The sequence below is a fragment of the Thalassospira sp. A40-3 genome, assembly GCF_015871485.1.
In the GTDB taxonomy this organism is placed as follows: domain Bacteria; phylum Pseudomonadota; class Alphaproteobacteria; order Rhodospirillales; family Thalassospiraceae; genus Thalassospira; species Thalassospira tepidiphila.
Map to the genome: position 1 here is coordinate 4,145,715 of NZ_CP065428.1, position 12,934 is coordinate 4,158,648.

The window sequence follows — 12,934 nt, forward strand, 5'->3', positions numbered from 1 at the left end:
CTACCCGGCCAAAATCCCCTGCGACTCGGCAGAAGCCGGTGATGACCAGCCACACTTCCACATGACCCGGCTGTCTCATCCGCCTGCCCTTACATCCGACGCGCCAGCCAAAACAAAACGCCCGGCCAGTGAATTTGGCCGGGCGTTGTAACTGGATAAGAAGCGTCCAGATCGGACACTATATATCTGGTCTGTGTGGACGAAGACCGATCAGGCGGTTTTGCTGACGGCGGCCGTCTGGTGCTTGTGGCTTTTGATATGGCCCAGAAGCGCTGTCACCGCCGCCGGGGTAACCCCCGGAATACGCGACGCGGCACCGATGGTTTCCGGCTGGATTTCTTTAAGCTTCAACCGGATCTCTGCCGACAGCCCGCCGACCTTATCGAAATCAAGCCCCCGCGGTAGGCGCAATTCCTCGTCCCGGCGGAAGGCCGCAATGTCGGCTGCCTGGCGGTCGAGATAACCTTTATACTGGGCATCAATCGACACCTGTTCCTTGATCGCCGGATCAAGTTCACCCAGCTGCGGCCAGACCTTGGTCAGGGTATCGAAATCAATATCGGGATAGGCCAGCAGGTCATAGGCCGACCGGCGCACACCATCCTGATTGATCTTGATATCGAACTTGGCCAAACCATTCGGGGTTTCGGTCAGCTCGGATACTTCAGCCTTGGCGGCATTCAATGCTGATTTCTTGGCACCCCATGCCTGTTCACGGGTCGATGCGATGCAGCCAATATCAAGACCGCGATCCGTCAGACGCTGATCGGCGTTATCGGCGCGTAGCATCAGGCGATACTCGGCGCGCGAGGTGAACATGCGATATGGCTCGCGCGTGCCAAGGGTCACCAGATCATCGATCATTACACCGATATAGGCGTCAGCCCGATCGAGAACGAATTCGCGCTCAGCACCCCCGGCAATCAGGGCGGCATTCACACCGGCAATAAGCCCCTGCCCAGCGGCTTCTTCGTAGCCGGTGGTGCCATTGATCTGACCGGCAAAGAACAGGGCCGCGACCTTTTTGGTTTCCAGCGTATGACGCAGCTCGCGCGGATCAACAAAGTCATATTCCACCGCATAGCCGGGACGGAAGATCTCGACCTTTTCCAGACCCGGAATGGTGGCGAGCATGGCAAGCTGGACGTCTTCGGGCAGCGAGGTCGAAATGCCGTTCGGATAGATGGTCGGATCGTCGAGCCCTTCGGGTTCGAGGAAAATCTGATGCTGATTTTTCTCGGCGAAGCGGACGACCTTGTCTTCGATGGACGGGCAATAGCGCGGACCGCTGCTTTTGATTTTGCCGCTATACATCGGCGCACGGTCGAGATTGGCGCGAATGATTTCGTGGGTCGCCTCGGTCGTCCAGGTCATATGACACGGAATCTGCGGCACGGTAATTTCGCCGGTCAGGAACGAAAACGGCTCTGGCGGCGTGTCGCCCGGCTGTTCCTGCAAACTTGCCCAATCAATGGTCCGGCCATCAAGGCGGGCCGGCGTTCCGGTTTTCAAACGGCCTAATCGGAAATCATATTTTGCCAGCGTCTCAGAAAGTCCGGTTGCCGGGGCGTCGCCCATGCGACCTGCCGGTTCGGATTTCTCGCCAATATGGATCAAACCATTAAGGAACGTGCCCGTGGTCAGCACCACCGCACCGGCAAGGTATTCGGTGCCATCGCCAGTGACGACGCCCTTAACACGATTATTGTCATCAATGATCAGGTCCTCGACACCGCCTTCAAGAATGGTGAGGTTTTCCTGTTCAGCCAAGATATCCTGCACCGCCTGGCGATACAGCTTGCGATCTGCCTGCGCACGCGGCCCACGGACTGCGGGGCCCTTGGAACGATTGAGCATACGGAACTGGATACCCGCGCGGTCAATCGCGCGGCCCATCACGCCGTCAAGCGCATCAACTTCGCGCACCATATGCCCCTTGCCCAGACCACCGATGGCCGGGTTGCACGACATTTCCCCGATGCGATCCGCACGGTGGGTGACCAGTGCCGTGGATGCGCCCATGCGCGCGGCGGCAGCAGCGGCTTCGCATCCGGCATGGCCACCGCCGACCACGATCACGTCAAAGCGGTTATTTGGCACGTTCTGTGACATCGACTTCCTCACTCAATCCCCACTGCTTGTCACGCGGCGGGTGTGAACCCTGTTTGGTTCGAATAGGTGTATATGGTCAACCTTGTGACGAATGTTTCACGTGAAACATTCTCGGGAGACAAGTCTAACGACTCTTCCCTAACTCTATTTGCCGATACAGAAATCCCCGAAGATAATATCGAGCAAATCTTCCACATCGACACGTCCGGTAATCTTGCCGATTTCGCGGACAGCGAGGCGTACATCCTCGGCCGCCAGTTCTGCGATATCGGTCTGCAATCCGCGATCCAGATGATCGCTGGCACTTTCAAGTGCCCGCCGATGGCGCAGCCGTGTCAGCGGCACGGGCCCGGCAAAATCGAGCCCCTCTTTTACGCGAGTCTCCAGCAGTTGCAAGAGGCTTTCCATCCCCTGCCCGGTCATGGCCGATATGGGTAAAACGGGAAGCTCCAGCGCCCGACCATCGACCGACGTTCCCTGCCAGCTTGCCGGAATGGCGCTGCTATCGGTCGCATCGACCTTGTTGATCAGGATCAGCGTCTTGTCATCTATCAGGCGGGCAGCCTCCGGATCAATCTTCGGCCAGTCATTGCGATCAATCACCACCAGACGCAGATCGGCATTTTCCGCCCGCTCGGTCGCACGGCGCACACCCTCGGACTCAATCACATCGCCGCTTTCGCGCAGGCCCGCGGTATCGACCATGGTGACCGGAAAGCCCCCCAGATCGAGATGAACCTCGATCATGTCGCGCGTGGTCCCCGCGATCTCGGACACAATGGCGGCATCTCGCTGAGCCAGCCGGTTAAGCAGGCTCGATTTGCCGGCATTGGGCGCGCCCAAAATGACAATCTGGAACCCTTCGCGCAGGCGCTCACCACGGCGGTTATCGGCCAGATGGCGTTTGACCTCGTCATTCACCGCGCGCAAATCGCCATGCACCACCGGCACGATGCCATCGGGCAAATCTTCGTCGGGGAAATCAATATCGGCCTCGATATGGGCCAAGGCCTTCATCAGGCGCGCACGCCAGCCTTCATACAGCGTGCCCAGCTCGCCTGCCATCTGGCGCACCGCCTGGCGGCGCTGGGCGGCGGTTTCGGCGTCAATCAGATCGGCGATCCCCTCGGCCGAGGTCAGATCCATCTTGCCGTTTTCAAACGCACGCCGTGTGTATTCACCCGGGTCCGCCACGCGCAGACCGTCCTGACGCGACAGGCAATCCAGAACCCCTTCGATCACGGCCCGCCCACCATGGACATGCAGTTCAACCACGTCTTCACCGGTAAAGCTTGCCGGACCCTGGAAATAGATCGCCACCGCATCATCAAGCCGCTCACCCGATTGCGGATCGCGGATCGGGGCATAGATCGCATGGCGCGGCTTGGGCATTGTATCGCGGCCCAATAACGCACACAGCACCGCCCCCGAACGCGGCCCGGATAATCGGATCACGGCAACACCGGCACGCCCCGCGCCGGAGGACAGGGCAAAAATGGTTTCTCGGCTGGCAATCATGGCGGATCCGTCAGTTCTGAAAATGCGGTTGCGTGGCAGAGGAGGATATCGTCCAGACAGGCGCAAAGGTCAACATATGGCAGAAAATAACCAACAGGGGTTTAATGACCTTTGTGTTGGTGGCGCGGATCATCGGGTGCGCGTTGGCAGCCGCCCTCGCCCCGTCATGGACCCCCCGCCTGCGCGGGGGTGACGGGATTGCAGACGGCAGCTAGATATCGTTTCTGCTGCGGGCATCCAGCCTCATCTTGGGCCACAATGCCCAAAAGACCCATCATGCCCGCACAGAGTCTGTGCGCGCGGCGGCGGGTACGGGCATCCCTTGCAGTAGGGCACAAAAAAACAGGCCACACATATATTGCGGGCCGGTTTGATTACGCAAGGTCACGCAGGGGCGCTTATTGATCGGGATTAAGCTTTAAGCGTTCAACGATCTTGCCACCGATCAGATGATCATTGAGGATCGCCTCGATGTCTTCCATCGTCTCATAGCGATACCAGGTGCCTTCGGGATAGACCACCATCACCGGGCCCAGTTCGCAGCGATCGAGACAGCCGGCGGTATTGATCCGGGTCTGCGGCAGGCCAAGTTCCTTGGCACGCACCTTCATGTAATTGCGAAGCTTGGTCGCCCCCTTGGAATTGCAGCATCCGCGTTCATGGCCGGCGGGGCGTTCGTTCTGGCACACGAAGACATGTGCCTGATAGTAGTGTTCACGCATGATATCGGGTCTGCCTAGCCTTTGTCCTTGTCACCGGTACCGCCGGTACCCGCATTGAACTGGCCCCAGAAGGCTTTCTGAAGCTGTTCCCAGTTCTGAATGCCCTGCGGCAGCCAGGTGTTGAGCATGGTTTCAGGATCCATCGCCGCCAGATTGGCTTTCATGCGGTCTTCGATATCTTGCATCATCGCCTTTTGCATCGGCTGAACATCAGGAAGACCAAAGAAGGTCCGTGCCTCTTCCGGCGTGCAATCAATGTTCACGGTTACTTTCATCGCCCTGGTCTCCTGATCTGTTTTGTTTTTTGGTCTCTGTCACTTTACGTGATTTGCGTGACTGGCTGTTTGCATGGCTGGCCCATTATCCCCACCAGAACCGCCTTCGCAATCACAATAACGCCAACCTGCCCCTACCATATGGGAAGCAAGTGGATGCGGCGACCGCAACTTTCACAATATTGCGATAAAAGATTTCGGCCATTTTCCTTTATGAATGAGGCCATAACCCTTAGAATCACGCAGACAGCCTTATAAAGCATTGCCAGCACTGATGACTGGCGCGTGATTGCAGATCGCGCTACCGCAAACGATAAAGCCATCGGCTTAATGGATGGCACAGGACACAAAATGGAACTCGCACGCAATAATCTTGGTTCGGAAACCAGCCCCTATCTTGTTCAGCATCGCGACAACCCGGTGCATTGGCAGCCCTGGAGTACCGAAATTCTTGCCAAAGCCAAGGAATTGAACAAGCCGATCCTGCTGTCGGTCGGGTATGCGGCGTGCCATTGGTGCCATGTCATGGCCCATGAAAGCTTTGAGGATGAGGGTATTGCGGCCCTGATGAACGATCTGTTCATCAATATCAAGCTCGACCGCGAAGAACGCCCGGACCTTGATGCGCTTTATCAGAATGCGCTGGCCCTTCTGGGCCAACAGGGCGGCTGGCCACTGACGATGTTTTTGACCCCGGATGGCGAGCCGTTCTGGGGCGGGACCTATTTCCCCAAGGAAGCGCGCTATGGCCGGCCGGGATTTGGCGATGTGCTTAAGACCGTTGCCAAGATTTATGCCGAAAAACCCGATGATGTCCGCCACAATGTCAGCCAGATTTCCAACGCGCTGATCAAAATGAACAGTGCGGCGGTTGGCGCGGTCCCCAGCCTTGAGATGATTGATCGCTGCGGCCATGGCTGCTTGCAGATCATGGATGGGGAAAATGGTGGTACATCAGGCGCGCCGAAATTCCCGCAGCCAAGCCTTTTGTCCTATATCTGGCGGACCGGTGTGCGCACCGAGGATGACGGGCTGAAACGCATTGTCAAACACAGCCTGGATCGCATGTGCCAGGGCGGCATTTATGATCATCTGGGCGGCGGTTTTGCAAGATATGCGGTTGATGACCAGTGGCTGGTGCCGCATTTCGAAAAGATGCTGTATGACAATGCCCAGCTGATTGATCTTCTGTGCGATGTCTGGCGGGTTGATCCCAATCCGCTTTATGCCAAGCGGGTCGAGGAAACCATCGGCTGGATCCTGCGCGAAATGCGTATTCCGGGCGGCGCCTTTACCGCAAGCCTTGATGCCGACAGCGAAGGGGTCGAAGGCAAGTTCTATGTCTGGTCCGAAGATGAAATTGACCAGATCCTTGGCGCGGATGCCGAACTATTCAAGAAATTCTATGACGTTTCCAAAGACGGCAACTGGGAAGGCCATAATATCCTTAACCGCACCGCATCGGGGCTCGAGCTTACCGATGCTACGACCGAGGAAAAGCTGGCCGAGCTTCGCGCCAAGCTATTGACCGAGCGCGCAAAACGCATTCGCCCGGGCTGGGATGACAAGGCGCTGACCGACTGGAACGCCATGACAATTGCCGCCTTTGCCGAGGCCGCGATGACCTTCCACCGGGCCGACTGGCTGGATTATGCCAAGCTTGCCTATGGCTTTGTGATCAACACCCTGATGAAGGATGACCGCTTCCTGCACAGCTATCGCGATGGCCGCGTGCAGCATGCCGGGATGCTTGAGGATTATGCGCATATGATCCGTGCGGCCTTGAGGCTTTATGAATGCTTTGGCGAGGACGCCTATCTTAATGAAGCCATCCGGTGGTCGGCCGCGGTCGAAACCCTGTTTGCCGATGCCAAGGGCGGCTATTTCCAGTCGGCATCGGATGCCAGCGACCTTGTCGTGCGTCAGAAACCCTTCATGGATAATGCCGTGCCGTCAGGTAATGCGATCATGGCGCAGAATCTGGCCAAACTTTATGCCCTGACCGGCGATACGCAATACCGTGATCAGGCGGAAATCACCCTTGCGGCCTTTGGCGGGCGGATCAGCGAGCAATTCCCGAATATGCCGGGGCTTATGATGGCCGCCGAAATGCTGCAAAACCCTGTGCAGATCGTGCTGATCGCCAAGGAGCGCAGCCAGACCTATCTTGATATGCGCCGCGCTATTTTTGGCGCGTATCTGCCCAACCGGGCGATCACGATCCTGTCTGATGGTGATCCCCTGCCCGATGGCCATCCGGCCCAGGGCAAGACCGCAATCGACGGCAAGGAAACCGCCTATATCTGTCAGGGGCCGGTATGTTCGGCGCCCGTCACAGGCGTCGAAGAACTGACCGAAATGCTGGCAGATTTGCCCGCCAAGGCGGCCTAGCCCGATGCCGCAAATCTCGCTCAACAGCCCCGTCGGCGCGCTCACGGTTTTCGCGTTTGAAGATCAAATCGTTGCGCTTGACTGGGGATTTGTTGAAGAAGTTGAAAGCTGCGCGGTGCTTGATGAAGCCCAAAAGCAGCTGACCGCCTATTTCGCAGGGCGCTTGCACAGCTTTGATTTGCCACTGGCACCTGACGGGACAGATTTCCAGAACCGTCTGGCAGGCGATGTGTAAAATCCCGATGGGCAAGACCGCGACCTACAAGGAACTGGCGACCATGGCCGGATCGCCCAAGGCATTTCAATCGGTTGGCACGGCATGCGGCCTTAACCCGATCCCGATCCTTATTCCCTGCCATCGCGTTCTGGCAACCGGCGACAAGCCGGGCGGCTATTCCGGCCATGGCGGGCTTGAAACCAAGCGCGCGCTTTTAAAGATCGAAGGTGTGGATTTGCCGCTGCCGAGTGATCAGGGAAATCTTCCGCTTTAGTCATATTTTTCAATGGCTTAGAATTATTCTTCGGCGTAGCACACCGCTTGCAGCTTGTTGCCATCCGGATCACGGACATAGGCGGCATAGTAGTTTGGCCCGTAATGCGCGCGCAGGCCGGGTTGGCCTTCATCCATGCCACCATATTTGAGCGCCGCTGCGTGAAAAGCGTCTACCATGTCACGTTGGTCTGCCTGAAACGCGATATGAGTACCATTGCCCCACGTTGCCGGGCGTCCATCTGCCGGGCTGTAGATGTAAATGGTTGGCATCTGTCCATCCCGCTCATAGGCCAGCGGCTTTTCCGGCGGTTTTGGCAATCGTTCAAATCCAAGCGGGCCCAGAACGGCATCATAAAAACGTGCGGAACGGGCCTTGTCATTGGTCCCGAGGGTGATGTGGCTGATAACTGACATGGGGCAATCCGGGTTATGGGCATTGGGCTTTTTGGTCTGTTCACTATTGCATTAATCCGTGCAGCTGCATAGAACATAAAGTGAACAACCGGAGAACCATGATGGACAGCCTGCAGGGATACACCGCCAAATCCGGGACACTTGTGCCGGTTTTCACCATCGAAGTGCAGACATTGCCCGAAGATACGGATCGCATTCTTGACGAAGTTATGAAGGTCCATCCGCTTGGCTTTGGGCGGTATCAGCGCAATGCGAGCATTTCGGCAGTGGGAAAAGAAACCGCGCAGCCAGAACCGGGATCGACCACCACAACACATGTTGACGGATTTGCGGCCGGTTCGACTGAGACCTACCCGATGGTCGAGCTCAAAATCTCGATTGATCGCGACCAGAAGGCGCTCGCCAAAGTCATGGACGCGATCATCTATGCGCATCACTACGAGGAACCGGTGATCTTTGTCCGTGAGGACTGGGCAAGTCGCGCCGCCTACAATCCGCAAAGTGACAACCCCAATCGCTGGTGGAACAACGGCAAAGGGTTGCCCGATCGGATTGATTAATCACGTCGTTTCGGATGGAATTCTTCCAATCCTGTGCTGCAAAGCAATCGCGATTAACCTACACTCCTCCCATTAACGAAACAGGCGTTGGAAAACGCAAAGATGGGAGGTCTTCTATGACCAAAGCATTCCGATTTTACGAGACCGGCGGCAGTGATGTCCTGAAATTTGAAGATGTCGACGTCGGCAGCCCGGGCGAAGGCGAAGTGCGCCTGGCGCAAAAGGCTGTTGGCCTGAACTATATCGATATTTATTTCCGCTCCGGCGTTTATCCCGCACCGAGCATGCCATCGGGCCTTGGTCTTGAGGGTGCAGGCATCATTGAAGAAGTTGGTCCGGGTGTGACCGATCTGGCTGCGGGCGATCGCGTGGCGTATGCCGCACAGCCGCTTGGTGCCTATGCCGAGGCGCGTGTGATGCCGGCAAAGGGACTGGTCAAAATCCCCGATGATGTCAGTTTCGAGCTGGCCGCGGCCGCGATGCTTCAGGGCATGACCGCGCAATATCTTCTGCGCCGGACTTATAACGTCAAAAAGGGCGACACCATCCTGATCCATGCGGCGGCAGGTGGCGTTGGCCAGATTGTTTGCCAGTGGGCCAAGCATCTGGGAGCCACGGTGATCGGCACAGTCGGGTCCAAGGAAAAGGCCGAAATCGCCAAGGCCAAGGGCTGTGACTATCCGATCCTGTATCGCGACGAGGTCGTCTCCGAACGGGTCAAGGAAATCACCAATGGCCAAGGCGTTGAAGTTGTTTACGATTCGGTTGGTAAAGACACGTTCGAGGATTCGCTTAAATGCCTCAAACGGCTTGGCATGATGGTGAGTTTTGGTCAGTCATCGGGTGCGGTTCCGCCGGTATCGCTGGCCCAGCTTGCCCCGGGGGCCTATTTCCTGACCCGACCGAGCATCTTCCAATACAACGCCACCCGCGAAGAGCTTCTGGCCAGTGCGAATGAGCTGTTTGACGTTTTGAAATCGGGCATTGTCACGATTGATATCACCGCGACCTACCCGCTTGCCGATGCTGCCAAGGCGCATGACGACCTTGAAAGCCGCAAAACCAACGGGTCGATCGTCTTTACAGTCTGATAAGGCATCAATCCTGACGCGAAAAGTATAGGACACTTGATAAAAAGCCGATACATTGCGCGATCGGCTTTTTTCTTGTGCCTTCGCATATCGGAACCTCTGCAATGTCTGTTTCAAAAGTACAACAATCTGTCATCGCCGCCTTCAAATCGGCAAAAACCTATCAGGACCCTTATCAGCACTGGTTCCTTGAAGACGTCTTGCCAGAAGGCATGGCAGAGGCCGTTTGCGCCCTTCCGATTGATGCGCCGTTTCTTGAAGTTGATGATGCCGGCACGCGCGAAGCCAACAATTCAAGCCGCCGCTACTTCGATCAAGAAAACATTGCGAAATTCGAGGCCGCCAATGATATCGCGCAGGCCTTCCATTCCCGCGAAGTTGTCGATACGGTCGAGGAAGTGTTTGGTGCCGATCTGAGTGATTCCCGCATTCGACTGGAATTTGCCCAGGATCGCGACGGTTTCTGGCTGCAGCCGCATACCGATATCGGCGTAAAGCGCTTTACCATGTTGCTCTATCTTTCCGACGAGCCGGGTCACGAAAAGCTGGGTACGGATATCTACAAGGACGCCGATACCCATGTCGGCGCATCACCGTTCAAGCCGAACTCGGCCCTGATTTTTGTGCCATCCAACAATACCTGGCACGGCTTTGAAAAACGGACCATTCCGGGCATCCGGAAATCGCTGATTATCAACTATGTCACGCCGGACTGGCGGGCTGTTGAACAGCTGCCCTTCCCCGATAGCTACGTCAAATAACGTTCAAAGCGACATCAAGTCAGGCTTGGAAACCCGGTAATTCAACATTTACCGGGTTTTTAGTTGCCGTGGGTGATCCGCACATCACGCGCGATGGCGTCAAAGCGCTCTGAAAGGCCTTCGCTGACTTCGCGGCACGGGGCGATGACGGCTTCGGCCCAGTCGACATAGGCCAGTATCTGCCTTTCATCCCAGCCAACCGGCGTGTCGGTCAGCATCGCACCGACATTGGCGACCTTGTCGGCCAGTCGGACCAGCTTGGCACCGTTGGTCAGGCTTGGGGCGGTTTCGATCTGTTTTGCCTTGCGCTCATCCCTTGGCAGGGCCTTGTCATCACTGACTTCGAGCACGATATCGGCGATGATGTCGTTAAAACAGGCGGCGATTTCATCGCGGGTTGCGCCGCAATCCTCGATTACGTCATGCAGAACGGCGGCGCAGAGGATGTCCTCGTCCGTTCCCGGTTCGCATTCGACAATCAGGCGGGAAACCTCGATCGGGTGATTGATATAGGGTTCCTGTGCAGCACCTTTGCGACGCTGGTCGCGATGGGCACGGGCGGCGAAATCAACGGATTTGAGTAGAAGCTGCATAAAGCGAGATATGATCGTGAACGGGTTGCCCAGAGTCCCACGGCTTTTGCGTGGTTTCAAGCCTTCATGCAGCCAACGCGCCTGAAAATTGCGCAAGGGCATGAAAAACAGCGGCAAACAGGATAGACTGATTTCTCTACCATCAAGCGGGAGACGCCAAAAATGTCACAGGAAATGCGCCTGAAACTGACCTTGTGGAATGAAAACGCTGAGACCCCGCTGCATCTGAGTGCCCTTGCCCCCAAGGATGGCTGGCAAAGCGCCCCACCCAACCGGATCGAGGCCGGTGAAACGGTGGTGTGCGAGATCACGGCTGCCAACACACTGGCGATTACGCTCAATTACGGCACGCATCATATCGGCATTCATCTGAGCGACGAAAATTTTTCCATCGAGCCAGGTGATGCCCGTGTGGATCGGCAGAAACTGGGGAGCGACCTGGCCGAAGTGGTGCTGGCCCTTGGATAGAGACTTTTCAAGGGTTATATCACTATCGAAATAAAAAACGGGACCCAACCGGGCCCCGTTCATCATTTGACGATCCCTGTCACAGGCCCAAGCAGGCCCGTGCGGCATTAGCCGTTCATGGAATCGAAGAAATCGTCGTTGTTCTTGGTGCCCTTGAGCTTGCCAAGCAGGAATTCCATCGCGTCCTGCGGACCCATCGGGTTGAGGATACGACGCAGCACCCACATCTTGGACAGAACGCTCTTGTCGACCAGAAGCTCTTCCTTACGGGTACCCGATTTGAGGATATCAATCGCCGGGAAGATACGTTTGTCAGACAGTTTGCGATCCAGGATAAGCTCGGAGTTACCGGTACCCTTGAATTCTTCAAAGATGACCTCGTCCATGCGCGAACCGGTATCGATCAGGGCGGTCGCGATGATGGTCAGAGAGCCACCCTCTTCGATGTTACGAGCCGCACCGAAGAAACGTTTCGGACGTTGCAACGCGTTGGCATCAACACCACCGGTCAGGACCTTGCCCGAGCTCGGAACCACGGTGTTGTAAGCACGTGCCAGACGGGTGATCGAGTCTAGCAGGATGACAACATCATGCTTGTGTTCGACCAGACGTTTGGCCTTTTCCAGAACCATTTCGGTGACTTGAACGTGACGCTGGGCCGGTTCATCGAAGGTCGAGGAAATGACTTCGCCCTTCACCGAACGGTCCATGTCGGTCACTTCTTCCGGGCGTTCGTCAATCAGAAGAACGATCAGATAGGCTTCCGGGTGGTTTTCCTCGATCGCGTGCGCAATGTTTTGCAGCATCACGGTTTTACCGGTGCGCGGCGGTGCGACGATCAGGGCGCGCTGACCTTTACCAAGCGGCGAAACCAGTTCGATCACGCGGTTGGTGGTGTCCTTGTTGGCACCTTCCTGATCGGATTGACGCTCCATCTTGAGCGGCTCATCAGGATAGAGCGGGGTCAGGTTATCGAAATTAACGCGCTGACGGACTTTTTCCGGCGCATCGAAATTGACCTTGTCGACCTTGAGCAGGGCGAAATACCGTTCGCCTTCTTTCGGCGAGCGGATCTGGCCTTCAACGGTGTCGCCAGTTCGCAAGCTAAAACGCCGCACCTGGCTCGGACTGACATAAATGTCGTCAGGGCCGGCAAGGTAGTTTGCCTCGGGGCTGCGCAGGAAGCCGAAACCATCGGGCAGAACTTCAAGAACGCCTTCGCCAAAGATGGCGTGGTCGTTCTCGGCCAACTGCTTGAGGATCGCGAACATCAGCTCCTGCTTGCGGAGCGTGCTGGCGTTTTCGATTTCGAGTTCATCAGACAGAGCAAGCAGCTCGGTCGGAGATTTCTTTTTAAGGTCCTGAAGATGCATATGTGCGTTTAATGATCTGTGGTTGCCGAAAGGGCGAAGATTTTATGGAGATAGAAAAGAGAATGTGCGGTTGACCGTCAGGCAAGGCGCTCAGGCTTTTGCTGGGGCGTGCGGACGGTTCGAAACCTTGGAGTTGCAAGAAAGGCAGGTCTTTTCATGTTTC

At 56.5% G+C, this 12,934-nt stretch carries 14 protein-coding genes; 7 read left to right on the plus strand and 7 right to left on the minus strand.

What is annotated here, in order from left to right; translation table 11 throughout:
• Positions 1–210: 210 nt before the first annotated feature.
• The 4 genes from mnmG to IT893_RS19135 all read right to left on the minus strand — a co-directional run bounded on the left by mnmG (position 211) and on the right by IT893_RS19135 (position 4,627).
• Positions 211–2,112: a tRNA uridine-5-carboxymethylaminomethyl(34) synthesis enzyme MnmG gene (gene mnmG / locus IT893_RS19120; protein ID WP_197146317.1), complete on the minus strand. Its 1,902-nt coding sequence runs from the start codon at positions 2,110–2,112 to the stop codon at positions 211–213.
• A gap of 144 nt (positions 2,113–2,256) precedes the next feature.
• Entirely contained in the window at positions 2,257–3,630 is a 1,374-nt protein-coding gene (gene mnmE, locus IT893_RS19125; RefSeq protein WP_197146318.1) for a tRNA uridine-5-carboxymethylaminomethyl(34) synthesis GTPase MnmE, read from the minus strand.
• A 398-nt stretch (positions 3,631–4,028) separates the two neighbouring features.
• Positions 4,029–4,352 carry a ferredoxin gene (locus tag IT893_RS19130; protein ID WP_197146319.1) on the minus strand — a complete coding sequence of 108 codons (324 nt, stop codon included), beginning with the start codon at positions 4,350–4,352 and terminating at the stop codon, positions 4,029–4,031.
• A gap of 14 nt (positions 4,353–4,366) precedes the next feature.
• On the minus strand, positions 4,367–4,627 hold the full coding sequence (locus tag IT893_RS19135; protein WP_008888754.1) for a DUF6489 family protein: 261 nt from the start codon (positions 4,625–4,627) through the stop codon (positions 4,367–4,369).
• Between the two features lie 351 nt (positions 4,628–4,978).
• On the opposite strand from IT893_RS19135, the gene IT893_RS19140 reads away from it, so the two are divergent.
• Genes IT893_RS19140 through IT893_RS20330 form a run of 3 tightly spaced genes read left to right on the plus strand, consistent with a single transcriptional unit; the run spans position 4,979 to position 7,509 of the window.
• Positions 4,979–7,018 (plus strand): thioredoxin domain-containing protein, encoded by a 2,040-nt coding sequence (locus tag IT893_RS19140; protein WP_197146320.1) that lies wholly within the window; start codon positions 4,979–4,981, stop codon positions 7,016–7,018.
• A 4-nt stretch (positions 7,019–7,022) separates the two neighbouring features.
• Positions 7,023–7,253 (plus strand): hypothetical protein, encoded by a 231-nt coding sequence (locus IT893_RS20325; protein ID WP_371810683.1) that lies wholly within the window; start codon positions 7,023–7,025, stop codon positions 7,251–7,253.
• Positions 7,246–7,509, plus strand: a complete 264-nt coding sequence (locus IT893_RS20330) for a methylated-DNA--[protein]-cysteine S-methyltransferase (protein ID WP_371810684.1) — start codon at positions 7,246–7,248, stop codon at positions 7,507–7,509. Before IT893_RS20325 ends, IT893_RS20330 begins: the two co-directional genes overlap by 8 nt.
• 23 nt (positions 7,510–7,532) lie before the next feature.
• On the opposite strand, the gene IT893_RS19150 is transcribed toward IT893_RS20330, so the two are convergent.
• Entirely contained in the window at positions 7,533–7,925 is a 393-nt protein-coding gene (locus IT893_RS19150; protein WP_197146321.1) for a VOC family protein, read from the minus strand.
• Between the two features lie 98 nt (positions 7,926–8,023).
• On the opposite strand from IT893_RS19150, the gene IT893_RS19155 reads away from it, so the two are divergent.
• From IT893_RS19155 to IT893_RS19165, 3 genes are all read left to right on the plus strand, one after another.
• Entirely contained in the window at positions 8,024–8,485 is a 462-nt protein-coding gene (locus IT893_RS19155) for a hypothetical protein (protein WP_197146322.1), read from the plus strand.
• Positions 8,486–8,601: 116 nt separating this feature from the next.
• Positions 8,602–9,576 carry a quinone oxidoreductase gene (locus tag IT893_RS19160; protein WP_197146323.1) on the plus strand — a complete coding sequence of 325 codons (975 nt, stop codon included), beginning with the start codon at positions 8,602–8,604 and terminating at the stop codon, positions 9,574–9,576.
• 104 nt (positions 9,577–9,680) lie between these two features.
• Complete coding sequence (locus IT893_RS19165) at positions 9,681–10,337, plus strand: 2OG-Fe(II) oxygenase (RefSeq protein WP_064780222.1); 657 nt, start codon at positions 9,681–9,683, stop codon at positions 10,335–10,337.
• Positions 10,338–10,396: 59 nt separating this feature from the next.
• Here IT893_RS19165 and IT893_RS19170 read toward each other — a convergent pair whose 3' ends face one another.
• Positions 10,397–10,930: an HD domain-containing protein gene (locus IT893_RS19170; RefSeq protein WP_120224652.1), complete on the minus strand. Its 534-nt coding sequence runs from the start codon at positions 10,928–10,930 to the stop codon at positions 10,397–10,399.
• A gap of 162 nt (positions 10,931–11,092) precedes the next feature.
• On the opposite strand from IT893_RS19170, the gene IT893_RS19175 reads away from it, so the two are divergent.
• Positions 11,093–11,398, plus strand: a complete 306-nt coding sequence (locus IT893_RS19175) for a hypothetical protein (protein ID WP_197146324.1) — start codon at positions 11,093–11,095, stop codon at positions 11,396–11,398.
• 107 nt (positions 11,399–11,505) lie between these two features.
• On the opposite strand, the gene rho is transcribed toward IT893_RS19175, so the two are convergent.
• Positions 11,506–12,771, minus strand: a complete 1,266-nt coding sequence (gene rho / locus IT893_RS19180) for a transcription termination factor Rho (RefSeq protein ID WP_008888761.1) — start codon at positions 12,769–12,771, stop codon at positions 11,506–11,508.
• Positions 12,772–12,934 lie beyond the last annotated feature (163 nt).

Bases quoted from the DNA above. Each gene is read 5' to 3' on its own strand.
- mnmG (WP_197146317.1), bottom strand. From the start codon at position 2,112: ATGTCACAGAACGTGCCAAATAACCGCTTTGACGTGATCGTGGTCGGC.
- mnmE (WP_197146318.1), bottom strand. From the start codon at position 3,630: ATGATTGCCAGCCGAGAAACCATTTTTGCCCTGTCCTCCGGCGCGGGG.
- IT893_RS19130 (WP_197146319.1), bottom strand. From the start codon at position 4,352: ATGCGTGAACACTACTATCAGGCACATGTCTTCGTGTGCCAGAACGAA.
- IT893_RS19135 (WP_008888754.1), bottom strand. From the start codon at position 4,627: ATGAAAGTAACCGTGAACATTGATTGCACGCCGGAAGAGGCACGGACC.
- IT893_RS19140 (WP_197146320.1), top strand. From the start codon at position 4,979: ATGGAACTCGCACGCAATAATCTTGGTTCGGAAACCAGCCCCTATCTT.
- IT893_RS20325 (WP_371810683.1), top strand. From the start codon at position 7,023: ATGCCGCAAATCTCGCTCAACAGCCCCGTCGGCGCGCTCACGGTTTTC.
- IT893_RS20330 (WP_371810684.1), top strand. From the start codon at position 7,246: ATGTGTAAAATCCCGATGGGCAAGACCGCGACCTACAAGGAACTGGCG.
- IT893_RS19150 (WP_197146321.1), bottom strand. From the start codon at position 7,925: ATGTCAGTTATCAGCCACATCACCCTCGGGACCAATGACAAGGCCCGT.
- IT893_RS19155 (WP_197146322.1), top strand. From the start codon at position 8,024: ATGATGGACAGCCTGCAGGGATACACCGCCAAATCCGGGACACTTGTG.
- IT893_RS19160 (WP_197146323.1), top strand. From the start codon at position 8,602: ATGACCAAAGCATTCCGATTTTACGAGACCGGCGGCAGTGATGTCCTG.
- IT893_RS19165 (WP_064780222.1), top strand. From the start codon at position 9,681: ATGTCTGTTTCAAAAGTACAACAATCTGTCATCGCCGCCTTCAAATCG.
- IT893_RS19170 (WP_120224652.1), bottom strand. From the start codon at position 10,930: ATGCAGCTTCTACTCAAATCCGTTGATTTCGCCGCCCGTGCCCATCGC.
- IT893_RS19175 (WP_197146324.1), top strand. From the start codon at position 11,093: ATGTCACAGGAAATGCGCCTGAAACTGACCTTGTGGAATGAAAACGCT.
- rho (WP_008888761.1), bottom strand. From the start codon at position 12,771: ATGCATCTTCAGGACCTTAAAAAGAAATCTCCGACCGAGCTGCTTGCT.